Source organism: Anaerovibrio lipolyticus DSM 3074, assembly GCF_900141865.1.
Taxonomy (GTDB): Bacteria; Bacillota; Negativicutes; order Selenomonadales; family Selenomonadaceae; genus Anaerovibrio; species Anaerovibrio lipolyticus.
Genome location: NZ_FQYW01000016.1, coordinates 62,099 through 84,491 on the forward strand (window position 1 = coordinate 62,099; position 22,393 = coordinate 84,491).

Here is a 22,393-nt window from a genome sequence, read left to right on the forward strand (position 1 = left end):
TGACGCATATTGATGCTGTGACATATCGAAGTTTGTAAGGGTGCAGAAAATGAATTATAAAGTAATTGACAAAGAGACATATTATCGTAAAGGCGTATTTCGCCACTTTACGGAGGATTGCAAGTGCTCAACCTCGATAACGTCGAGAATAGACGTAACAGAGCTCGTCACACATTCAAAGAACACAGGAACGAAGTTTTATGTCAATTTCCTGTATATTCTTTCAAAGGTTATGAATTCACGTGAAGACTACAGAATGGGATACCTTTGGCAGACAGATGAGCTGATCTGCTATGACGTGATCAATCCAATACAGTATGTTTTCCATGAAGATACGGAAACCTGTACGCCTGTTTATACGAAATACGATGAGGACTATGAAAAGTTCTACGCTGCCGCATTGCTGGATGTTGAAGAGGCAAAGAAGACAAGGGAATACGGTCTGGATATAGTGAACCATCCCAACTGGTTTGATGCGTCGTTTATATCTTGGCTTTCCTATGATTCACTTCATCTTGAACTTCCCGATGGAAATCTATATTTTGCGCCGATCATTAACTGGGGAAAATACAGAGAAGAAAACGGTAGGCTTGTCATGCCTGTGACCGTTCGTCTAAATCATGCAATCGCTGATGGCTATCTGGTTGCAAACGTATTTCGTCTCTTGGAACAAGAAATCAAGTCTTTCATGAAGATCTAATCGCTAAGTATCCTGAGGTTGAGCAACAATATAGATTTGTGAGAGTAGAATAGTATGGACTTACATGAAATCATTTTACCGTATTTGGTTATAATAAATATCGCTACAGCTATAATTTATGGTTGGGATAAGCTATGTGCCATAAAGCGCTGGTGGAGGGTACCAGAAATTACATTGCTTGTATTTGCAGCTATCGGTGGCAGCATTGGGGCATTGCTGGGAATGAGAATATTCCATCACAAAACCTTGCATCTAAAATTCAAGTATGGCGTACCAGTTATATTAATTTTGCAGATGGCAGGATTGGTATGGTTACATACACCGAGTAACTAAGGGAGGTTCAAATGGCACATATATATGTAGATGCGGATGCCTGTCCTGTGGTGAAGCAGATAGAGATTGTTGCCAAAAGCCATAATATACCTGTAACCCTGTTCTGTGATACAAATCATGTTCTGAAATCTGATTACAGTGAGGTCAGGATAATTGGAGCAGAGGCGGATGCGGTGGATTTTGCCCTGGTGAATTCCAGCCGGGCAGGAGATATAGTAGTGACCCAGGATTATGGTGTTGCGGCTATGGCTCTTGCCAGAGGTGCTTATGCCATCAATCAGGACGGATGGCTATATACCAATGAGAATATTGAGGGCCTGCTAGCTAAGAGACATTTTATAAAGAAAATGAGAAATGCCACTCATAAACACCATTTAAAGGGACCCCGTAAGAGGAACGTTGAAGATGACGAGAAATTCACGGCGGCATTTGAACAATTGCTGGACAAAGTAATTGACTTCCAATAAGGTTCTTTATCAGAAGGTATAAAAATACAGACCGCGAGATCATTGATTTTACTGGTTTCGCGGTCTGTTTTAGTTTGGCATTTTTACCTGAAAATCAATTTCCTTGTGCCTGGATAATGGTTTCCAGCCTGCTTTGGTGAATTCCCATGAAATCTTGTTGGAGCTGCTCCAGGTTGAGCAGAAGCCTCAATAAATTATAGATTGACCGTCCTTTGGCATATCATAATTAGTTACATTACGTTCGGCAAGGTTGCCCTTTAGTGTATGGCGGGTGAGTGCGGCATGGGCAACATTATCCAGATGCGTCAGATACAGTCTGGCGTTAGGCACAGTCTTGGCAACGCAGTGGACATCTTCGGCATCCATGATTAGTCGGCCATTTTCCACCGTCTCGGCGGCACAGCAGTTGAGTGCTACGACTTCCGGTTTCCAACGCTTCAAGGAGTCGGCTACTGCGGAATACCATATCGTATCACCGGCTAGATAAAAGTTTTTTTCAATTTCGCTTTCAAACATTATCCCCATTGCATCACCACAGGGATTTACTGTGCCATGGAGAGCTGGTACCTTGGTCAGCTTTGCTTGGCCAAACAGCATGCCTGCGTCGGAAAGTACGGTCACATCGTGGAAGCCGGATTTTTTGAAGACAGTGGCATCTGCTTCATTTTGGCAAATTACAGGCACATTCTTGTCCAAAGGTGCGCCCACAGTACCATCCATGGACATATCGATGTGGTCGGGATGGATATGCGTTACCAGATAATAATCAATTCCGGCGAGTATTTCTTCCATCGGCATGGGAAGGTCATAGAAGGGCATAGGCAAATGCTCCTTCATTTCATCCGGCACATGATAAGGCTTGCCGGGAACATCGACGAAGGAAAACTGGTGCTTGGGCATCAGCCACGGGTCAATCAGGAAAGTTTTGTCGGCATATTCAAGGCGGTTGGTGGCATTGCGGATTTGTGTCAATTTCATGGTCATGTCTCCTTTTTTGTAAACTATGAATTGCTTTATCTAATTTATGCTTCTAGTATAATGCTCATATTGAGGTACAACAAGCAAGGAAATTCTCTTTTGACGCAATAAAAAGGTTGCTGTAAAATAATAGGAGGGGGGATTTGATGAATCAGAAGCAAATGGAATATTTTCTCGAAGTACATAGGCAAGGCAATATTCAAAGTGCCGCAGATAAGCTCTATGTGTCGCGGCAAGGTGTCAGTAAGATGCTTAAGACTTTGGAGGAAGAACTAGGGCAGCTGCTCTTTATACGTAATCCGCATGGTCTTGTTCCTACTGACTATGCCAATGCACTGTTACCGCATGTGCAGCGGCTGCTGGCAGAATATCGGAGCATTGCGAGCATGAGCACATTGGCGTCCCAATCCAAAAGCGTGGTGACTATATATGCGCTTGATCACATTATGGCTTACTTGGGGGCAGAGTTCCTTTTGAATTTTCACCATGCATACCCAGATATTATTCTCAGCACTGTGGATACGACAGATGATGCAGCCTTGAAGGGCGTGCTGGAAAAGCAATGCAACTTTGCCATTGTCACAGGAGAAGCTGACAAAAATCGTTTCGAAGCTGAACCACTGTTCTTTTCACGGTACTGCGCGCGGCTCCATCGCCAGCATCCGCTGGCCGGCAGAGAAAAAATTGATTATGCGGATCTGGAAGGCGCGCGCATCGTCAGCAAGGGGCGGGCCTATCAATGTTTCAGACATAATATTGATAAATATATACTATTGCCAGGATTAAATGTTGACATTGTAGCCGAAACTGCCGATGAAATGATTATCACCGACCTGATTCTTCGGCATCAGGCTATAAACCTTGGCTATGATTACTCTGCTGTACTGAATAATCACCCGGATATAATTTCAAAGCCATTAGGCACAGGCGATGATATTGGTCAAACCGTATATCTTGTCTGGGATAAATCTACAGTTCTTACTCAGGCTAGCCAAAACTTCCGTTCCTTCCTACTGAAATGGTTACCTACAAATGGTAAAGATAAAGTTGTCTGGCCTGTGTGACAAATAATCAGTTAATGACTTGTTTAATTTTAGACAAAGATAAGCTACTCACATTTGAGCGAAAATCTTGCAGGATAAGCTATGTGCAATAAAGCATTGGTGGCGGGTGCCGGAAATAACATTACTTGGAATAGCAGCTATCGGTGGAAGCATTGGGGCATTGCTGGGAATGAGAATATTCCATCACAAAACCTTGCATCTAAAATTCAAGTCTGGTGTGCCGGTGATATTGGTATTGCAGGTGGCAGGAGTGCTATAGATATGATTGCCCGTTTCACAAAACTTACTGTTGACCAGATTAAGGAAATCGGCAAGAAAAATGCACTTCTATAATTAGGGAAATGCGATTTTAGCACTTAGCCGGACTGCTGTTGTGCATTTGTATAGGTAAATGATTTGATTGCCCTGTTGGAGAATGTAAGTTCTCTGGCAGGGCACTTTTTTTGACCACTCAAACCTTGATTTTACTGGCGGGGCGGATATAATGGGGGTAAGAAAAGGGAGAGGATTTTAACTTGTGGCAGCAGAAAAGGCGGTGACCATTATGGGATTTTTGTTCAGAGCTTCGATATTAGCTGATTCAGACCCTTATAATGCTTGCCATTACTCAGTCGAAGAACATCCCCATTATATGGACTGTGAAAATTGCCAGAATAAATCTTGGTGTGACATATTTGCACTCAATGAAGAAATAAGGGCTGGCAGGGAAGCACAGACTATGGCTGAGGAATTATTGAAACATTTTGAGCCGAAACGGAAATGTAAGTTGCCTTAGAAATATGGCCATGCTGAAAGGTGGTGGAGGTTATGTTCTCATTATTCATAGCATTAACATGGATTATCATTATAGGTGCTCTAATAGGTGCGTTAATATCAGGAATTAGGGCTTTGCCACGTATTGCCAGAGAAGAACAATTCCGCCAGCAGAAAGAAAAAGAATATCTTGCAAGTATTGAGAAATGGAAAGAATGGGATATGGAGCACTATCAAACATTTGTAAAATTGAATCCATTTAATCGAAAAAATTATTATGGCCTTATGCCTGAAAACAGGCCTAAAGATATTCCGTGAAATGAGTAGGAACAAATTATGTCCCTAACAAACTGAAAAATAAAGGAGGCGTTGTGAATGAACAAGAAACTTATTCGCCATATAAACCTTATTGGCCATGAGATAAACCAGTCTATTGAGGATGGGTATCCAGAGTCAGATCGGGAAATATATTGCAAACGCCTCCATACTATCAAGGAGCCGGATGAAAAGGATTGTATGAATTGCCCGTATTTTGGGGGGCTTGGACAAGGAACCGCCCATGAATGTGTATGGGAAGAACCAGTGGATATCAGCTCGGAGCTTTACAGGGTTATTCAGCACAAGGACAGATACAAGGAAATGGAGCGGGTATCTGAAATGATAGAGGCCGGGGTTGTGGACAAAGAGAAAATATATCCTTTTGAAAAACTTACCCCTGAGGAAATGGCCCAATTGGCATCAGAGGCTTTAAAGACCCCAAGCAAGCCAATGACTGATGAGGAAAAAGCAGAAGATGATGCTGAACATGGATATTTTGAGGATGATTAAATAAGATATTTTGAAATGAGGTATAGACCATGAAGATTTATTTTGCTGGTTCCATCCGTGGTGGCAGGAAGGATGCGGAACTTTATCGTAAGGTTATAGCTGCCTTGAAGGAAAAGCATCAGGTCCTTACTGAGCATGTGGGGGATTTGAGCCTTTCCGTCGTGGAAGATAAAGGGGATAAGGCTATTTACGAACAGGACACGGCATGGCTTCGTGAATGTGATGTTGTGGTGGCTGAGTGTACCCAGGTGTCTCTTGGGGTAGGTTATGAGCTGGCCTATGCTGAAGCCCATAATAAGGAAGTCCATATCTTTTACCGCCCTAATGAAACACAGCTTTCCGCCATGCTTTCCGGAAACGAATATTTTAAGATTCACCGCTATAACAGTGAAGATGAGCTGCTGGAGCTGGTGAAAAAATTGTGGGGGGTAAATTTCATGCAGACAGATAAGGCTGAGCAATATCGTGAGTTGGTGGAGGAGTCGCAAAAATCCTATCGCGATAATCCTGACGATCATAAAAATAACAAAATTGAATTGGCTGCTCTCGATACTGATAACTGTAAGGAAATAAATCTCTACACGTACTGGCAAGGGCTGGGGTACGCCAAAAAGACTCCACACATAAAATATCTGTTGGTTGGCCAGGACTGGGGCAACCCTTTCTTTGGGCGAGATAATTTTATTGATAGAGTCATTGCCATAAATAATGGCAGTGATAAACCTTATTATAAAAAGGCGGTATTTGACACTGATGACAATTTAGTGGAACTGTTTAAGGTGCTTAAAGACAGCCAGGGAGAACCTTATAATATTGCTACTAAACGCTATGATGATCTGTTCTTCACCAATTTCTGCCTTGGTTACAGAAAGGGCAAGGAAAGTGGCGGTATGCCAAAAGGCCTTATGAAAAAGGATGCTGCATTTTTTAAGGAGCTAGTGGCTATTTTGGAGCCGGATAATATTCTATGCCTTGGAAAACGCACCTTTGAATGTGTTTATGAGGCATTATGTGGTTATAAAACCCAGAAGCCAGAAGGCTTTGGCGGGGCATATAATGATTTTATTGAAAAATATAAACCAATTGATGCTGAATATGGAGAAAACAAGACCACAAGAATTTTCCCCCTGGCACATCCCGGATATATGGGAATAATGAACCGCATAAACAGGAAGGGAACTGTTAGAGAAGGACTTGAAAAACAAAAGGATGATTGGGAGAAAATAGCGAAACAGCGGGGCTGATGGAAATGATTATATCCACATGGAATATTGAACGGTTTAAGCATAAGGATAAAGACCAGCAAATGTATCAGCTTTGCCATGAGCAAAAGGCTGATATAATGGTGTTAACGGAGTCTGACAGGCAATTTAAACAGAATTATTCCTATGAGTTTCATACGCCATTAATTACCCAGGCACCAGCGGATTATCCTCTTCCCGCCAGATATGAGGACACAGAAAACCGCGTGTCCATATATAGCAATTATCCCCTTGTGAAGATGCACGAAACCCATGATAAATACACCGCTATTTGTGCCGAACTGGCCACAGATTGCGGAAATCTGCTGGTATATGGAACTATTGTAGGAATACTGGGCAACAGAACGGCCACCTTCAAGGACGAAGTAAGGCATCACATTGAGGATATACAGAGGTTGTCCAAACTTGGGAATATGTGTATTTGTGGGGATTTTAACTGCAGCTTCTCAGATAATTACTATTTCACAAATTTTGCCAGAAAGTCATTTCTGAATATATTTGAGCAAGAAAATATAAAGCTGCTCACCAAGGAGCAGACTGAGTGTATTGACCATATAGCAGTTTCCGGGGATTTTGTGGGGGATATGAAGTGTAAAGTCTCTGAGTGGAATTTGGAAAAGAAGCTGTCTGATCATAAGGGGATTACCGTGGAATTGTACTAGGAGGCTAAAAAAAGGAGAATGGGGATGTATGAAACTCCACCGTTAGATGTTGATATCTAAGTTAATATGCCTTTTTAAAAGGAGGTGCGTGGGCGTGTCAGCTAAGTATGAATTTTACAAATAAAATAAGGATGATTTAATTTACTGGGTAGATGATCCACGCATAATAGGAGAACGTCTTTTTAGCTTCGACAAAAAGAAAGTCTTTAATCTTTTTTCAGATTATCCATGGAAGCTAACTAAGGAACAAAAGGACATATTCGACCGGGAAAATCCCTACTGGGCGGAGTTTTTCAAGGATAGAACGTAATTCATTATATGGAGGGTAATTCAACTTCAGATGTAAGATAGGAGACGGTTGGTATGAATCTTAGTGATATGGGTTTCCGTGGTTATATCATAATTTCATTATTTTGCAATTAACAGAGCGGCTAAAAAGTGTTGCTAATGATTTCCCAGGGGCTAAGAATGCAGAGTGTGCCTTGGTTTATGGGTATATTGATCATACTGCTGGTTTAACTCTTGAAATTTTAGCGCTAGGCAATAAAAGTGGCAGTGATTTTCACTTTGAAAATGGGAACAATAATATACGTTCATTTATCAGAATAGGAGCAGTGAAAGACTGTGTATTTTACAGCGCTGATAGTAACGAAGAATATGTATCTCGGTATGTAGTAATGAATAGAATGTCATATTAATGAATGAAATGCCATAATTTTAACATAGGTGTTTTTTTGACTTAACGCTTGCTGTATTGCGCATAAACTAACAGAGTCGTCTGGTGGGATAGCACTTGTGACCAAGTCGGGCGTTGAGCTTGGCTTTTTTACTTTATAGAGAAACTAACCTTTTGCTTGCAAATAGCAATCGATTAGCATAAAATTTAATAAAGGAGGAGAGCATCATGGCAAGAACAGCTAATATATTTGCAAGGGTTGAACCAGAGCTAAAAGAACAGGCTGAGCTTGTTCTTAACGAGTTAGGGATTCCTATGTCCAATGCTGTAGGTATGTTTTTAAAACAGATTGTATTGCAAAGAGGCATCCCTTTTGAAATGAAGTTACCTAAAAGAAGCCCACTTGCTTATGAAATGTTAAGCAAAGAAGAATTTGATAATGAAATACAAAAAGGCATGGACAGTATAGCCAACGGTCAGACTATTTCTGCTCAAGAACTGCGTGCCGAGCTGAAGAGGAACTTTGGGATATGAGTTATTATATTGATTATTCCAGTGAAGCAAGGCAGGATATATACGACATTTACCAATATATTGCAGATCAGTTAAAATCACCTAGTGTGGCTGCTGAATTGGTGAATTCCATTATTGATGAAGTGGAAAAACTTGACGAGATGCCGTTTCGTCACCAGTTGTATAAAGATGAGCCTTGGCATTCCAAAGGATTACGATATATTTGTGTAAATAATTATTTAATTTTTTATCTGCCCAATAAAGAGGATAGTACAGTATATGTTGTTAGGATTATTTACGGTGGGCGTGATTTGGGAAAGCAGCTTAAGACAATTGTATAAATAATAATTCTAATGCTGATTTTAAATCTAGTACAGCATTGTTTCATATAGATTATGATGATACCCGTTTCCCGGCAACATCAAGTCGCAAGCGTAGGTTTAAGACTACTGAGGAAGGAGTGAGCGAAATGTGTGAGGTAATTGAGAGAAATAGAGCTGAGGCTAAGATTGAAGTGGCTATTGAGATGCTCAAAGAAAAGATGTCCGTAGAAACGATTGCACGTTTAACCAAGCTCACTGTCGAGCAGATTACAGAGATTGGTAAGAAAAATTCTCTAATCTAATATTTCGATTTCAAATGACTCCTGGCTACGGCTGGGAGTTTTTGGGTATATATTAAACATTGTTTTATGTTGTAACAAGAAAGAATACTTGGAGCTCTGGATTGAAATAATACTATCGTGGCTATAATCTCAACTATTGAGTGGCCAGATTTAATTAAGACACAACGGGTGTTACAGCTTTTTTGGCCAATAACTCAAGCAGACGCTTGGAAGGTCCAATCATATCATATGCTTTACTCATATCTTACACATCCTTTCTGGCATAAATCTTCTCAAGTATATCAATTAACAATTTAATGTTGTTCTTCTCAGTTTTGGAGAGGTCGGAATTTAGCTCGGCTGCCTTTGTAGATGACTTTTTTGTATTTATATTATATAATTAACTCAAATATCATGGACGTTTTGTAACCTGTAGAAGAAAAAACAGATGAGGAGGACGAGGTATGAGAAGAATAGTAACCGTATTTTTATCATTGGTGATGCTGCTTAGCTGTACTATGGCGTTTGCGGCAACAACTGAGAAGGGGCCTTTACCTCAATTTATGAATGCTGTGGAAGGCTCATGGTGTGACCAAAATGGTCATCGTATGGTGGTCTTTGGTGATTACATGATGAATGGCATCCGTGTATCAGAGGCCAATAACGTGTCCGGTGATCAGTTGAACGGAAGTGCTACGATTACCATTATCGGTAGAACTGGGGTTGATTTTGTCAATGTGTATTGGAACACTGTAGCTGGAAAGAGAACCATAAACATGGGTGGCAGTATGCCGATGGTGCCATTTGCCGCTGCACCACAATACCCTGAGACTGTTGGTGGACTTCATCTTGACATGACCGAGCCTGAGCTGTCCAATAAATATGGTCCTGGCACTCTGCTGACTCCTTCTGAAACCATGGCACTGTGTGGCATTAATGCAGAGAGCTGGTACTATAAGGATATTGGTCTTTTGGCTACCTTTGACCAGCAGACCTTTACTGTTGACCGTCTTATTTTGGTAAAGGGTGCAACTACTGCCTTTGATATCAGTGCACTGAATGCTGATTCTCCATTGTATAAGTATGCTGCAATTTATGGCTGGTCTTATACTCCGGCACCTGGTGATGTTGTAGATATGGGACATGGTCAGTCCATGAACTTCAAGTATTATCCTCAGGCTGTAATGATTCAGCTTAGCAGTCTGAATTGATGAAATCAAATAAAAGAATAAATATAGGTCAGTAGCATAGAAGCAAATGAAAGCTGACCATGAAAGCAAAAAGGGGCTGTCGCTTTGGTGAAAAAATCATCAAATGCAATAGCCCCCATTTTTTAGGTTGGATTATATGAAGATAGAGTTGTGAATTACATAAGCTGTCGGAACATGTTTTTAAAACTTTTGACTAACTATGACAATGATTGGCGTGATAATTTTATAACGAGCTTTAAGATGTCCCCTTCCTCTTTAGGTGGGGGAAAACAAACTACAACAGCTGGTGAGCATATCTCCCTGCTCGTTGCGACACGAACGAAGTGAGTTAGTCCTTTAGGGAAACGCTAATTGGAAGATTTTTCTTCTAAAGAAGAAAAATTTGAACAATGGCGTTATAAATAATTTGACAATTTTTGATTAGCTTTCGTTTACCAGCTTTCCTGTCATGTGTTCTGGTATCAATTCAATACACTGTACCCGGGAAAAAGCATTTTTTAGTTCCTTTTCAAGATACTCTTTGTCATCAGTAAATTTTTTTACAAGGTGAGTGCAGATTTTCCGGGCCTTTTCTTCGTCATCAACCAGCTTAACCCGTCCAAAAATGATGACGCTTTTTATATTCAATGCCCATTCGCCTTCTTTACGGTATCCTTCATCATAGGTACAGTAGCTGGCCTTGTCACATGCTTTTATGGCATCCATTTTATGACCTACCTTTGCACAGTGAAAATAAAGTCTGTTATCTTCTTCACAATACCAGTGGTCTAAAGGCACACCATAAGGATAGCCGTTATCGCCAATGAGAGAAAGGACACCTCTTTTGGAATTGGTTAAAACTTCAATGCACTCGGATTTGGAAATTTCCTGTTTAAATCTTCTCATTTCTCTAAACATAATTGACCTCCACTATGTAATAAATAGTTGTTTAACTTAAAAGACGTAATCCTACGATGCCAGCAAAAATTAAAAAAATGCATATACCTTGGGCAAGGCTTATGTAATCGTTAAAAAGCACAATGCTGACAATAAAAGTGCCGATGACACCAATGCCAGTCCAGACGGCATACCCCATACCCAATTGAATGCCCTTTAGGGCTTTGGCCAAGAAATAAAAACTGGCGACCATTCCGATAAATGTAATAAAGCTTGGAATTGGGCGGCTAAAGCCCTGAGAGTATTTAAGGGCCACAGCCCAAACTGTTTCAAACATGCCGGCAATAACCAAATATATCCAATACAATATAACATCTCCCTTCAAAAGAAAAGGGCACGTCCAGCTGTTTCTTCTAAGGCCTAATGAAACAAGCATAGGACGTACCCGGCGGCACAATATATTTATGGTACATAATATAGCAAAATCATAAATAAGTGTCAATTATGAGTAGTTTAATTCCAAATTATATTATTTCGATATAATGTTGATAGAACTACAGGGAGGTGTTCTTATGTTAGAGGGAATTGGGCGTATCGGTGCATACGTGCAGCAAAGGAATTTGAAAACAGCTGCCAAGTACCGCATAAAAACAGGACAGAGTCTAATACCCAATAAGACGGAAAAGCTGCAAAGTGCTTTACAAAAGATTAGTGCTAATCAAAGTACCAAGCATAGTGATCCAATAAGGACTGCCACGATTAAATCAAAGCTCAAGGGCGGACGCAAGCTTTCGGCTGATGAAATGAGTTACCTGCGGGAAAATGATCCGGCTCTTTATCGCAAGGCCAAAGGGGCTCAACGTGCCAGGGAGGAGCTGGAACGGGATTTATCAAGCTGCCATACCAAGGCTGAGGCACGGCAGGCTTTAATGCGGGCCCAGTTAAAGGCATCCAGTGAGGCTTTGGCTGAGTTGACGGCAGCCAAGGGTGGTGGAGCTGGTGCGGTTGGTGGTGCATCCTCATTCTCTGGTGGCATGGGGGATGATATATCCGCAGACATCAATGCAGATAGTGCTGATGCAATGGCTGGTACGGATGTAAATGCCGCAGCTAATGTTAATGTAGATAATAACATGGGGGCAGCTATGGTCAATGCAGCTCCTATAGAAGCATCTGCTACCGATGGAATGACAAATAGTGAGGCAAGCGGTGAAGCTGCCGTGGTGGCAGAAGATGTAGCTCAGGCGGAGGCCACTGATAAACGGGCATCAGAAACTGTGGCTAAAGAGATTATTTCCTCTGTTATGCGGGAAATTAATACCATTATGTCCGAGTTAAATAAGGCCGACGATGGTGATAAAGGCGGTGAACAATTATCAGATGACAATGGTGCAGATGCTGCTTCCATGGGACAGGCTGCATCCTCAAATAATAGTGCCAAGGATGCTGCCTCGGAAATTATTGAAAAGCTTCTCTATAAGCTGCGGGCTATACAAAATGCCTGGGATGAATTTACCCATAGCAAGGAATACAAGGAGATGCCTGAGGGGTATCTTGACGGTGAAGATAAGCATACTAGAAAATCTACGGCGACAAAGGGCTTTACTGGTGACGGGATAATTGATATGATTAATCAGTACACCTCGTCCTTTGATGATGGTTTGGCCGTTGGCAGCTCCAGTGTGGATATTAGTCAATAATATGTGAATTATGAAAATAGTTGTTATGTGAATCGGACTGGCCGACGCAGTCCGATTTTTTTCTGAGTATATTAATAAAGAGGGGATGAAATTTATGAGGGATTTGTTTATTAGATTGCAAAGCATTGGTAAGGCATTGATGCTGCCGATTGCCGTATTGCCGGCAGCGGCCCTGCTTTTACGCTTGGGGGCACCGGATGTATTGGACATACCATTTATAACCAAGGCCGGTGGGGCTGTTTTTGATAATTTGGCCCTTATTTTTTCTATCGGTATTGGTGTAGGCCTGGCTAAGGATAGCAATGGAGCGGCTGGCTTAGCCGGTGCTATTGGGTATCTCATCTTGACCTCGGCATTAAAAACCATAGATGAAACCTTAAATATGAGTGTACTGGCTGGTATTGTAAGCGGTATTGAGGCGGGAGTTATTTATAATCGCTATCACAAGGTTAAGCTGCCAGAGTATTTGGGCTTTTTCGGCGGACGTCGTTTTGTGCTGATTGTGACTGCATTGGTATCTATTATTTTGGCGGCAATATTTGGCGTCATTTGGGGTCCTTGTCAGGCCTTTATTCATTCTGTTGGTGAATGGATAATTGGGGCAGGTGCACTGGGAACCTTTGTATATGGCGTGCTCAATCGTTTGCTTATTCCTGTAGGCCTTCATCATATTCTTAATAGCTTTATTTGGTTTGTCTTTGGTGAATATACCAATCCGGTGACTGGAGCGGTGGTTACTGGTGATTTAAACCGTTTCTTTGCCGGTGATCCGTCTGCGGGTATGTTTATGGCGGGCTTTTTTCCAATGATGATGTTTGGTATGCCAGCAGTGGCATTAGCCATGTATCATGCTGCAAAGCCAGAAAACAGGGCGAAAATCGGTGGTGTACTGGCTTCAGTTGCCTTTACGTCATTTCTTACAGGTATTACTGAGCCTATAGAATTTATGTTTATGTTCCTGGCACCGGCCCTTTATGTGGTTCATGCCGTGCTTACGGGATTATCCTTGGCTGTAACCTACTCTTTGGGCGTTTTGGATGGATTTGGATTTTCAGCGGGCTTCATCGACTATGTAATAGATTGGGGACTGGCAACCAAGCCGGAGCTGATCATTATAATTGGTGCGGTGGTATTTGCCTTGTACTACGGAATTTTCAGCTGGGCTATCAGATATTTTGACATTCCAACCATTGGGCGATATGATGAGGATATGCCTGCTGACGACGCGCCTGCCAATATGAGTGATTTATCGCAGCTTATATTGCAGGGGTTAGGCGGTAACAGTAATCTGACGGAAATCGCTAATTGTGCCACAAGGCTGCGCTGTACAGTACGGGATTTATCCTTGGTGGATAACGAAGGCTTGAAACGAATTAAGGAAGTGCGTGGCGTACTGGTAGCAGGAAATGCGGTTCAGGTTGTTGTGGGCTTAAAGGCAGAGCAGATTGCCGATGAAATTTTGGCAATCAGAGGTAGCAAAGGTTAATTAGTTGGAGGCTTATAAATGTTAATTGGTCATTTGGGGGCGCTGTTGTCCTTCATTACGTTTTTTATATCAGTAATGGCATATTCCTATAGTAATGACGCAGATGAAATAACCTCATTTGAGAAAAAATGTCTGGGCGTGCTTTTGGGTTGCACCATAATCAACATCATTGCGTTGGCCCTGAAGGATTATTCCGTGCTTTATTATTCGGACTATCTGCAATTTTTGGCCAGCTTCGGGGTATTTGCAATGTTTATTGGCTTGTGCCGGGTATATCTGATTCGTCGCTAAGGTGTTATCAGACCATAGTTTTTGCGGTACATTTTGCACATGGCTGTATAAAAATACCGTTAAGCCTTGATATATAAGGCTTAACGGCTTTTTTATGAGAAATAGTCATTTAAAAGACGTTATGAGATTATTTGCAGATGCTGTCAATCCAGTCGAAAAGCTCTGGCAGGTCGTAATCACCGCTGTGGCCTCTGCCCCATGGAACGCTGAAGTTTACATCTACACCATTGTTTTGCAGCTTCAGGGCTAAAAGTGCTGGAATAGCCAGAGAAGTATCACGATCAAGGGCACCATGACGGATGCGGAAGTGCTTGGCGGTGTCTGCTTTGCCAATGAAGTTCATAGGATTCATCATCTTTATCACTTCGCTGTTGGCCATGTCCCCGGTTTTCTGCTCGTAATGCTTGGAAATATTAGAGAAATGCTTTGGCGTGTTATAAATATCACCAAATTCGTCATTTTCGGCAGAGCTTAAATCCAGCTTGTCAAAAGCCGGAGCTGCCTTCATACGGGTAGCAGCGGCAGGATAGGCAGACAGGTCTACAGCTGTAACCTTGCCATTTTCCACCTTTATCCAGCTGGCAGAGGATACGTCTGTACCATTATTCAAGGCAGCTTGTGCAGATTCCTTGTACTTGCCGGCAATATAATCGCGGAATGTCCCTGTGCCATCCTTTTTCAAGGTGAGCCTCTGTCCGTTTTCGTCTTTGAGCTTTAGGCTGTTTACATAGGCGGGGAAGGCCTCCTTCAGCACCTTGGAAATTGCAATTTCATCTGAGGTCATCTGGACTTCCTGTTGACTGGCCACAGGATTGTTGGCAGCATCAGCATCAATAGCCTTAGGAGGAGGACCAGCTGGACGCTGTTTGGAGCCTGGTACATTCTGTCCACGGCTTTCCAAATCCTGTAGCTGCCACATAGCTGTGTAATAGCTGTTTACACCATTAAACATCCACTCATAGGCCATGTCGGCATTTTCCAGATTGGTGATAGGGCAGTAGTCACTGGATGCAAAAATATCGTCTCTTGCCTCAGCTGCACCAATTTCAGCAAGGTATGGATTGTACTCTTTGGCATTGCCTGTGGCACCCAGCAGGGCAGACAGGGCACCACCGGCACTGGTACCGTTGGAGATGATTTTTTCGGTATCACCTGCAGGCAGGTTTTTCTTGTTGTAGCGAAGATATCTGACGGCGGCTTTGTAGTCCACAATAAGGGCTGGGGCTTTTCCCACATAAGTTTTGCCATCTTCACCTATAGTATTGCGACCACGGATTGCAGGAGCTGCTACTACATAGCCTCTGGATAATGCTATTAAACTGCTATTGGCACCGCCACCTGCCATATTATCTTTTTCCAAAGGTTCTCCGGCCTTGCCTGGCATATAGCCACCAACGCCATTTGGCATAAAGATAGGAGCAGTTTCCTTGGTGTAGCCGTTTATTTTGGCGCCTTCAAAATAGGCCGCAGGGATAAAGATATTCATGTACTGAGACTCTGCATTTTGGGGATTAGCGACGTAAACCACATGGCGATAGGCTCTGAATTTTACCTCTGTACCATTCACGGATAAAGCTTCTTCTGTGTAGTTTTTGCTGGCATCAAAATCCAGAGAATAATAGGCAGGAGTCTGGGCCGTAACAGCAGTGATTTCAGGTACTTTATCTGCAATAGCGGCTTCTGCTGCAAGGGTAGCAGGATTTCCGGAGGAAATAGCCAAAGAACTTGTAAGAACAGTGATTAGGACATAATTTTTTAGATTCATGTTTTTTCTCCTTTATGTTTTTTAGCAATAAAAAAATCGACGCTCCCCAAAAGGGGAGAGAGCAACCATGGCTCTCCACGTCGATTTTCTGCCGCATAAGCGACACGGCTCCTACACAGCCGTTTATGCTATTGTTGCTAATATATCATAACCTTCATAGAAAATCAATAGTAAGTAAAATGATACTAAGTATCAAAAAGCATTTTCGTTTATGCTAGATCAATTATACCTTGTTCAATTTTTTATTTAGCGTGAAAATAAATATATTTGAATGAAAACGTAATAAAGTCGTATAATGTGAAAGAATTATTTATCATGGATGGAGGAATAAAATGCTTGATATTTCCCCCAGCAAAAAGGGTGCGTTGCTTGCCATTACTGGCTCTATCCTCTGGGGAATAATGGGGGTAACCTGTCAGTATCTTGTACAAAACAAGGGCCTGCCTGCCATGTGGGTGGTGACAATCCGCATGTTTTTTGCAGGAATTGTACTTTTATTAGCGGATTTTTTTATATATAAAAAGAATTTTTTGCACCTTGGAAGGGCAGAAAAAATGTTATTCAGATGCTGATATTTAGCTTCATTACCTTGATGTGGGTGCAGTACGTTTATTTGTCCGCCGTGAGGCATATGAATGCCGCCATGGCCACTGTATTTGTGAGTTTGGCACCAATTGCCACCATTTTGTGGATGTCCCTGCGGAGCAAGTCTGTACCGAAATTTTACGAAATACTATGCTGTATTTCTGCTGTTACGGGAGCGGTGGTAATGGCAACCCATGGTGATATGACAACCCTGTCCGTATCTGAGGAAGGGATTATTTACGGAATATTGTTGCCAGTTTTCGGCGTAATATACACTGTGCAGCCAGGGTATCTTATGAAGAATTTTCGGCCGTCAAATGTGACGGGCTGGGGGCTTTTGCTTGCTGGCACTGCGCTTTTGCCAATAGTTCAACCGTGGACCATCACGGAAACTGTGGAAATGGATACCTTTACCATTTTAAATGTGGTTTACACCGTTCTGTTTGGTACGGCAATAGCCTTTTGGACCTTTCTGGCCAGTCTGAAATATATTAAGCCACAGATCGCGGCCATCTACGAGCTGGTGGAGCCTGTCAGCGCAATTTTGCTGTCAGTGTGGCTGCTGGATGTTCTTTATCAGCTGCCGGAATTTTTGGGGACAATGATGATTTTGTGTCCGGTACTGTTCTTGTCTCTTGTGCATAAAAAATAGAACTTTTAAAGGTTTGCGGCCTTTTTTATATATTGTTCTTTTACATCGCTTTCATGAATAAATACATATACAATATCACCGTGGAACTTGTTGGCAATACGGCGGCCTGAGCAATCCACATTTATTTCCTTGCCTTGTTTATTTATGATACGGAATTTTACAAAACCATCCTGATATTCCTTTGAACCATCAGTATTTTGAAGAATACGATACTGATCATATACGGAACGTAATACATGCTTTAAATCATCAGGGTGAATTAAATTTATAAAGCTACCCTCAGAATACAGTATCAGGTCCTGCATGCTATCGCATCCAAATAATTTTATGGCATCATCATTGGCAAAGAGAATATGTCCGTTGGTGTCAACTTTATATACAATGAATGCTCCCGGCAGCCCCTTAACCAGGTCACCAATATTGAAGCCCAGCTGTTCACGGTTTCCTTCCTCAAGACCTTCATAATAAAATTGATAGCCGTCCTTGTGGTTCATTTTTACAGCATAAAGGGCAGCATCGGCCATTTCCCGAAGCCTTTTGTAATCATTGGTCTGAACAGGATATTCCGCCGCTCCCATAGACATGGAAAATTCGTGATGTTCATTGTTGGCTTCAAAATAAGTTCGTTCATTTACAAAGGAATTAAAGAATGGGCGGATTTCCTCCAGGGAAGTATTGGTAAAGAATACAGTGAATTCATCACCACCATTGCGGGCGAGGAAACAAGGCTTTGGACACTTTTCCCGTAGAATATCAGCTACCTTTATTAATACCTCATCACCTACAATATGTCCAAATACATCATTTATGAGCTTAAAATTATCAATGTCCAAGGTCATCAGAACACAGCTGGCGGCAGGGCACATTTTAAGGAAATCCATAATAGAATGTTCCATACCGGCCTGGTTTAAAAGTCCGGTTAAAGGATCACGAATAGCCTGAGCCTCTTTCCTCAGAGCTTGCTCCTCGGCTTTTCTGATCTGTTCGAGCATGATGCGTTCCCGACGTATCTGTTCGTTAATATCTTCCACCATGAATATAGCTTTCTTTGAGGGCTTTTTTTCACATTTGTCACAAAGAATGAAGGTGGCTTCACACCAGCCAGTTGCATTGGAAAAGAAGGAACATCTTATGATATTTAGTTCCTTCAACCGTTCTTCCAAAGTGGAAAGATCAGTGAATTCATTGATTGTTTTTTGGGATTCTCCTTGGGTTAAATGGTTCATTACATTGTTCAGAGCCTTTTGGGCACTTGCTTCACCCACAGAAAATTTATCAATAGCTTCAATGGATTTTACAGCTTCATAACGGTCATTTTTTATATCAATAACGTGTATCGATATATATTTTTGGGATATTGTACTTAATATAGCTTCAATGTTTGCCATATATCATCTGTCCTTCAAAACATGCATAAATAAACAGAATTATTAAATTATACGTGGAAAATTTTAGCATAAGTTGTAGTTAATAATCAATAATATTATGGGGATTATGATATATTAATTTGAAGAAAAGTATATATCGCAAATAACATGAATAGGCATTAATAATTATACCAAAAAATCCTATAACATATGCTAAAGCAATAGCAATAGTTATAGGACTTTTGTTTTTAAGCTGCCCTAATTGGCAGTGATATTAATAAATTATTTGGATGATGCTAATATAGGATTGTTTTCAGGAGAAGTAACCTTTGCCTTTTTGCTGCCGGCAAACAATGAAGAATTAAGCAGTAGCTTGCCGCAGATAAAGGTTATTGGCCAAGTAATGATGACGGCAATGATGAATTTATAGAAGGCATGAATATTCATATTCATCATATACAGAGATGGCCAGAAGATAAAAATTGTATGGCAGAAATACATGGTGTATGAGGTAGACGCCAGATTTCCCAGGGTATTGTTGGTGAAATTACAGAAGCGGTAGAATAATCCTAACAGGGCATGGTGCAGGATTGTGGTGTGTCATTTGATGATATTGTTTACTGGGTTTGGTATTTCGCGGTATAATTTTACGCAGGAGTATTATTTTTGAGGGGAGTATATATTATGTCAAGTAAATGTGTTGTTATCGTGGATATGCAAAATGATTTTATCGATGGGGCATTAGGAACCAATGAGGCGCAGGAGATGCTGCCTAAGCTGGTGGAAAAGCTGGGGAATGTACAGGATGCAGACCTGATTTTTACCCAGGATACTCATCATAAGGATTATCTTTCCACCCAGGAGGGGAAGAACCTTCCTGTTGAGCACTGTATTGAAGGAGAAAAGGGCTGGGAGATATGTTCAGCCTTGCAGCCATATCTTGATAAGGCAAAGGCTGTAATAAAAAAGCCGGCATTTGGTTCCATGGAGCTGCCATCATTGGTTAAAGATTATGATGAGGTGGAGCTGGTGGGGCTTTGCACTGACATCTGCGTTATTTCCAATGCCATGATATTGAAGGCAGCTAGTCCGGAACAGAAAATTGCCGTGGATGCCTCCTGCTGTGCCGGGGTAACCCCGGAAAGCCATGAGGGAGCATTAAAGGCCATGAAAATGTGCCAGATAGAGATAAGAAATAGTTCTATATAAGCTCTAAATAAGCTCTAACACCCTGTGAAAATGCAATGATGATTGCATAAGTCATAGGGCTTTTCTTTTGGCATTATTTAAAGTGAAGAACACGCATGTAAAAGGTTAAAAAATTGCCTACCTTATATTTGCAAGTATATGCATAATTGGTAAAATATATTTGGTAAAAGTATCCTAAATTGCTCTTTAAGACATTTAAAAATAAAGGATTCTTTACATTTTTATAGAATGAGAAAATAGATAATAACTGAAATGAGGTCATGGAATGATTACTGGTGATTTAAAAAATAAAATAGATAGGATTTGGGAGACCTTTTGGACTGGTGGTATTACTAATCCGCTGGATGTAATTGAGCAGTTCACTTATCTTTTGTTTATTAAACAGCTTAATGAGGTGGAAACTCAACGGGAGGCAGATGCTGCTATTCTTGGCTATGAGCCAGACAGAATATTCCCGGATGAGGCGCAGGAATATAGATGGAGCAAGTTCAAAAATTTAGGTGATGCTGCAAAAATGTATGAACTGATACAGAATAAAGTATTTCCATTTATTAAAAATTTGCACAGTGACAGCGAATCAGCATATTCCCGTTATATGGGGGATGCTATATTTAAAATTCCTACCCCTGGCATGCTTTCCAAGGTAGTAGATGGTATTGATGGACTGGGGCTGGATGAAGCCAATGATGGCGGTGACAGCAAGGGTGATTTGTATGAGTATCTGTTGTCCAAGGTGGCTACTGCTGGTACTAATGGTCAGTTCCGTACACCTCGTCACATTATAAAAATGATGGTGGATATGGTACAGCCAAATCCAGGTGATACTATTATTGATCCTGCTATGGGTTCAGCTGGTTTCCTAATTGAAGTCCAGAACTATCTGCGCCAGCATCATAGTGATTTGTTTATGGATGATGACCAGAGAGAACACTTTAATAACAATATGTTTTATGGCAATGATATGGATACTACCATGCTCCGTATCGGTGCTATGAACATGATGCTCCATGGTGTAGAAAACCCAAATATCAGTTATAGGGATAGTCTGTCGGAAAGTAATGCTGATGAGGAAAAGTATTCCTTGGTTTTGGCCAATCCTCCATTTAAGGGGAGTTTGGACGCTGAGGCAGTGGCGGCTAATCTTTTAAAGGTTACTAAGACCAAAAAAACTGAGCTTTTATTTTTGGCACTGTTTCTGCGCATCTTGAAAAAGGGTGGTCGGGCAGCGGTAATCGTTCCTGACGGAGTGCTTTTCGGCAGCAGTAAGGCTCATAAACAGATAAGAAAAGAAATCATTGAAAATAATAAGCTGACAGCAGTGGTATCCATGCCAAGTGGCGTATTTAAGCCTTATGCCGGGGTGTCTACAGCTATACTGTTTTTCACTAAGACAGGGGCTGGTGGTACTGACAATGTGTGGTTTTATGATATGAAGGCCGATGGCTTCAGCCTTGATGACAAACGCCAGCCAGTACAGGAAAATGATATTCCTGATATCGTTGCCAGATATGGCAATCTGGAGGCTGAAACAAGCAGAAAACGTACTGAACAGTCATTTGTTGTGCCTGTAGAAGAAATAAAGAATAATGACTATGACTTGTCCATAAATAAATACAAGGAAATTGAGTATGTACCGATAAAGTACCCGCCTACAGAAGAAATTATTGGCAAAATAGAGGCGCTAGAAACGGAAATACAGACAGAATTGGCTGAATTAAAGGCTTTATTGAAAAAATAAATTGAGATTTGTAGGGGTATGAGATGGCAAAATTAATTGATATAACGGGAAAAGCTCTTTCTGGTGAATGGGGCACAGATGATGAAAAAGGCATAGGCATACCTGTATTGAGGACGACTAATTTTACCAATGAAGGAGTCGTCGACTACACAGATGTCGTAACAAGAATTATCACCAAAAAGAATATTTCTGAGAAATATTTGAAGCCAGGAGATATTATTATTGAAAAATCTGGTGGAAGCGATAAGCAGCCTGTTGGTAGAGTGATCTATTTCAATGGGCCAGAGAAAAAATATTTATTCAATAACTTTACTGGATTATTGAGAGTAAAAGAACCAAATAAATGGTTCCCAAAATATGTATTTTATTCGCTTTTTGGAAATTATCGAAGAGGTGGTACGCTCCCATTTGAGAATAAAACAACTGGTTTACATAATTTGAAAACAGATGATTATGTGTCCAGGTATGAAGTAAAAGAAGCTAAATATTCCAAGCAGATTGAGATAAGTGAATATTTGGATAAATTATATTTTATTATCAAAATGAGGGAGAAAGAGTTAGTTGAACTTGATACCCTCATCAAAGCCCGATTTATCGAGCTCTTTGAGGATGGTCAGTCTCCAATTAGGACGGTAGAAGAACTATGTTCTGAAATAGTAGATTGTCCCCACAC

The 22,393-nt window shown here is 41.2% G+C and carries 29 protein-coding genes and 1 pseudogene; 24 read left to right on the plus strand and 6 right to left on the minus strand.

Annotation, left to right across the window (positions count from 1 at the left end):
- The first annotated feature begins 49 nt into the window (after nucleotides 1-49).
- The 3 genes from B6K08_RS09790 to B6K08_RS09800 are packed head-to-tail and all read left to right on the plus strand — an operon-like array spanning nucleotide 50 to nucleotide 1,500.
- On the plus strand, nucleotides 50-700 hold the full coding sequence (locus B6K08_RS09790; protein WP_039207587.1) for a CatA-like O-acetyltransferase, family 3: 651 nt from the start codon (nucleotides 50-52) through the stop codon (nucleotides 698-700).
- A 54-nt stretch (nucleotides 701-754) separates the two neighbouring features.
- On the plus strand, nucleotides 755-1,033 hold the full coding sequence (locus B6K08_RS09795) for a DUF1294 domain-containing protein (RefSeq protein ID WP_039207583.1): 279 nt from the start codon (nucleotides 755-757) through the stop codon (nucleotides 1,031-1,033).
- A gap of 11 nt (nucleotides 1,034-1,044) precedes the next feature.
- The gene (locus B6K08_RS09800) at nucleotides 1,045-1,500 is read left to right on the plus strand and encodes a YaiI/YqxD family protein (protein ID WP_039207579.1); all 456 of its coding nucleotides are present in this window, start codon (nucleotides 1,045-1,047) and stop codon (nucleotides 1,498-1,500) included.
- Nucleotides 1,501-1,686: 186 nt separating this feature from the next.
- Here B6K08_RS09800 and B6K08_RS09805 read toward each other — a convergent pair whose 3' ends face one another.
- Nucleotides 1,687-2,478, minus strand: coding sequence for an MBL fold metallo-hydrolase (locus B6K08_RS09805; RefSeq protein ID WP_039207575.1), 792 nt, complete (start codon nucleotides 2,476-2,478; stop codon nucleotides 1,687-1,689).
- 146 nt (nucleotides 2,479-2,624) lie between these two features.
- Here B6K08_RS09805 and B6K08_RS09810 point away from each other — a divergent pair, with 146 nt between their 5' ends.
- From B6K08_RS09810 to B6K08_RS09860, 13 genes and pseudogenes are all read left to right on the plus strand, one after another.
- The gene (locus B6K08_RS09810) at nucleotides 2,625-3,542 is read left to right on the plus strand and encodes a LysR family transcriptional regulator (protein WP_039207571.1); all 918 of its coding nucleotides are present in this window, start codon (nucleotides 2,625-2,627) and stop codon (nucleotides 3,540-3,542) included.
- A gap of 106 nt (nucleotides 3,543-3,648) precedes the next feature.
- Nucleotides 3,649-3,801 carry a DUF1294 domain-containing protein gene (locus B6K08_RS09815; protein ID WP_234985342.1) on the plus strand — a complete coding sequence of 51 codons (153 nt, stop codon included), beginning with the start codon at nucleotides 3,649-3,651 and terminating at the stop codon, nucleotides 3,799-3,801.
- 258 nt (nucleotides 3,802-4,059) lie between these two features.
- Nucleotides 4,060-4,317 (plus strand): hypothetical protein, encoded by a 258-nt coding sequence (locus tag B6K08_RS09820; RefSeq protein ID WP_143254899.1) that lies wholly within the window; start codon nucleotides 4,060-4,062, stop codon nucleotides 4,315-4,317.
- Between the two features lie 32 nt (nucleotides 4,318-4,349).
- The gene (locus B6K08_RS09825) at nucleotides 4,350-4,613 is read left to right on the plus strand and encodes a hypothetical protein (protein ID WP_080326046.1); all 264 of its coding nucleotides are present in this window, start codon (nucleotides 4,350-4,352) and stop codon (nucleotides 4,611-4,613) included.
- A gap of 57 nt (nucleotides 4,614-4,670) precedes the next feature.
- Nucleotides 4,671-5,123 carry a hypothetical protein gene (locus B6K08_RS09830; RefSeq protein WP_039207561.1) on the plus strand — a complete coding sequence of 151 codons (453 nt, stop codon included), beginning with the start codon at nucleotides 4,671-4,673 and terminating at the stop codon, nucleotides 5,121-5,123.
- Between the two features lie 29 nt (nucleotides 5,124-5,152).
- The gene (locus B6K08_RS14105) at nucleotides 5,153-6,367 is read left to right on the plus strand and encodes a nucleoside 2-deoxyribosyltransferase (protein ID WP_072033457.1); all 1,215 of its coding nucleotides are present in this window, start codon (nucleotides 5,153-5,155) and stop codon (nucleotides 6,365-6,367) included.
- On the plus strand, nucleotides 6,367-7,047 hold the full coding sequence (locus tag B6K08_RS09840; RefSeq protein ID WP_039207558.1) for an endonuclease/exonuclease/phosphatase family protein: 681 nt from the start codon (nucleotides 6,367-6,369) through the stop codon (nucleotides 7,045-7,047). The genes B6K08_RS14105 and B6K08_RS09840 overlap by 1 nt, the downstream gene beginning before the upstream one ends.
- Before the next feature lie 136 nt (nucleotides 7,048-7,183).
- Nucleotides 7,184-7,357, plus strand: a pseudogene (locus tag B6K08_RS14370) (DUF7675 family protein); the annotation flags it as partial.
- A 103-nt stretch (nucleotides 7,358-7,460) separates the two neighbouring features.
- The gene (locus B6K08_RS13820; RefSeq protein ID WP_159446763.1) at nucleotides 7,461-7,745 is read left to right on the plus strand and encodes a hypothetical protein; all 285 of its coding nucleotides are present in this window, start codon (nucleotides 7,461-7,463) and stop codon (nucleotides 7,743-7,745) included.
- A gap of 206 nt (nucleotides 7,746-7,951) precedes the next feature.
- Nucleotides 7,952-8,257, plus strand: a complete 306-nt coding sequence (locus B6K08_RS09850) for a type II toxin-antitoxin system RelB/DinJ family antitoxin (RefSeq protein WP_039207555.1) — start codon at nucleotides 7,952-7,954, stop codon at nucleotides 8,255-8,257.
- Nucleotides 8,254-8,577 carry a type II toxin-antitoxin system RelE/ParE family toxin gene (locus tag B6K08_RS09855; protein ID WP_039207552.1) on the plus strand — a complete coding sequence of 108 codons (324 nt, stop codon included), beginning with the start codon at nucleotides 8,254-8,256 and terminating at the stop codon, nucleotides 8,575-8,577. Before B6K08_RS09850 ends, B6K08_RS09855 begins: the two co-directional genes overlap by 4 nt.
- Before the next feature lie 38 nt (nucleotides 8,578-8,615).
- Complete coding sequence (locus B6K08_RS13605) at nucleotides 8,616-8,861, plus strand: hypothetical protein (RefSeq protein WP_143254900.1); 246 nt, start codon at nucleotides 8,616-8,618, stop codon at nucleotides 8,859-8,861.
- Nucleotides 8,862-9,304: 443 nt separating this feature from the next.
- Nucleotides 9,305-10,051: a hypothetical protein gene (locus B6K08_RS09860; protein WP_039207549.1), complete on the plus strand. Its 747-nt coding sequence runs from the start codon at nucleotides 9,305-9,307 to the stop codon at nucleotides 10,049-10,051.
- Nucleotides 10,052-10,471: 420 nt separating this feature from the next.
- On the opposite strand, the gene B6K08_RS09865 is transcribed toward B6K08_RS09860, so the two are convergent.
- A complete protein-coding gene (locus tag B6K08_RS09865; RefSeq protein ID WP_039207546.1) occupies nucleotides 10,472-10,948 on the minus strand; it encodes a pyridoxamine 5'-phosphate oxidase family protein in 477 nt (158 codons plus the stop codon).
- 31 nt (nucleotides 10,949-10,979) lie between these two features.
- Nucleotides 10,980-11,312 (minus strand): DMT family transporter, encoded by a 333-nt coding sequence (locus tag B6K08_RS09870; protein ID WP_200810413.1) that lies wholly within the window; start codon nucleotides 11,310-11,312, stop codon nucleotides 10,980-10,982.
- Nucleotides 11,313-11,499: 187 nt separating this feature from the next.
- On the opposite strand from B6K08_RS09870, the gene B6K08_RS09875 reads away from it, so the two are divergent.
- The 3 genes from B6K08_RS09875 (at nucleotide 11,500) to B6K08_RS09885 (ending at nucleotide 14,404) form a co-directional block, all read left to right on the plus strand.
- Nucleotides 11,500-12,627 carry a hypothetical protein gene (locus tag B6K08_RS09875; protein WP_039207539.1) on the plus strand — a complete coding sequence of 376 codons (1,128 nt, stop codon included), beginning with the start codon at nucleotides 11,500-11,502 and terminating at the stop codon, nucleotides 12,625-12,627.
- A 94-nt stretch (nucleotides 12,628-12,721) separates the two neighbouring features.
- Nucleotides 12,722-14,113, plus strand: coding sequence for an N-acetylglucosamine-specific PTS transporter subunit IIBC (gene nagE, locus B6K08_RS09880; RefSeq protein WP_080326048.1), 1,392 nt, complete (start codon nucleotides 12,722-12,724; stop codon nucleotides 14,111-14,113).
- 18 nt (nucleotides 14,114-14,131) lie between these two features.
- Nucleotides 14,132-14,404 (plus strand): hypothetical protein, encoded by a 273-nt coding sequence (locus B6K08_RS09885; RefSeq protein WP_039207532.1) that lies wholly within the window; start codon nucleotides 14,132-14,134, stop codon nucleotides 14,402-14,404.
- Nucleotides 14,405-14,531: 127 nt separating this feature from the next.
- Here the strand turns inward: B6K08_RS09885 and B6K08_RS09890 are convergent, their stop codons facing one another.
- A complete protein-coding gene (locus tag B6K08_RS09890) occupies nucleotides 14,532-16,169 on the minus strand; it encodes a subtype B tannase (protein WP_039207528.1) in 1,638 nt (545 codons plus the stop codon).
- Between the two features lie 332 nt (nucleotides 16,170-16,501).
- On the opposite strand from B6K08_RS09890, the gene B6K08_RS14220 reads away from it, so the two are divergent.
- Nucleotides 16,502-16,741: an EamA family transporter gene (locus tag B6K08_RS14220; RefSeq protein WP_080326049.1), complete on the plus strand. Its 240-nt coding sequence runs from the start codon at nucleotides 16,502-16,504 to the stop codon at nucleotides 16,739-16,741.
- Nucleotides 16,735-17,406 carry a DMT family transporter gene (locus B6K08_RS09900; protein ID WP_080326050.1) on the plus strand — a complete coding sequence of 224 codons (672 nt, stop codon included), beginning with the start codon at nucleotides 16,735-16,737 and terminating at the stop codon, nucleotides 17,404-17,406. The genes B6K08_RS14220 and B6K08_RS09900 overlap by 7 nt, the downstream gene beginning before the upstream one ends.
- Nucleotides 17,407-17,411: 5 nt before the next feature.
- On the opposite strand, the gene B6K08_RS09905 is transcribed toward B6K08_RS09900, so the two are convergent.
- Together B6K08_RS09905 and B6K08_RS13825 are read right to left on the minus strand one after the other, a co-directional pair.
- On the minus strand, nucleotides 17,412-18,794 hold the full coding sequence (locus B6K08_RS09905; protein WP_080326051.1) for a diguanylate cyclase domain-containing protein: 1,383 nt from the start codon (nucleotides 18,792-18,794) through the stop codon (nucleotides 17,412-17,414).
- Nucleotides 18,795-19,055: 261 nt separating this feature from the next.
- The gene (locus tag B6K08_RS13825; RefSeq protein ID WP_159446764.1) at nucleotides 19,056-19,229 is read right to left on the minus strand and encodes a hypothetical protein; all 174 of its coding nucleotides are present in this window, start codon (nucleotides 19,227-19,229) and stop codon (nucleotides 19,056-19,058) included.
- Nucleotides 19,230-19,457: 228 nt separating this feature from the next.
- Here B6K08_RS13825 and B6K08_RS09915 point away from each other — a divergent pair, with 228 nt between their 5' ends.
- From B6K08_RS09915 to B6K08_RS09925, 3 genes are all read left to right on the plus strand, one after another.
- Nucleotides 19,458-19,982, plus strand: a complete 525-nt coding sequence (locus tag B6K08_RS09915) for a cysteine hydrolase family protein (RefSeq protein ID WP_080326053.1) — start codon at nucleotides 19,458-19,460, stop codon at nucleotides 19,980-19,982.
- A 265-nt stretch (nucleotides 19,983-20,247) separates the two neighbouring features.
- Entirely contained in the window at nucleotides 20,248-21,720 is a 1,473-nt protein-coding gene (locus B6K08_RS09920; protein ID WP_080326054.1) for a type I restriction-modification system subunit M, read from the plus strand.
- Nucleotides 21,721-21,743: 23 nt separating this feature from the next.
- Nucleotides 21,744-22,393: restriction endonuclease subunit S domain-containing protein (locus tag B6K08_RS09925; protein ID WP_200810414.1), on the plus strand; the 650-nt coding region annotated here is incomplete at its 3' end.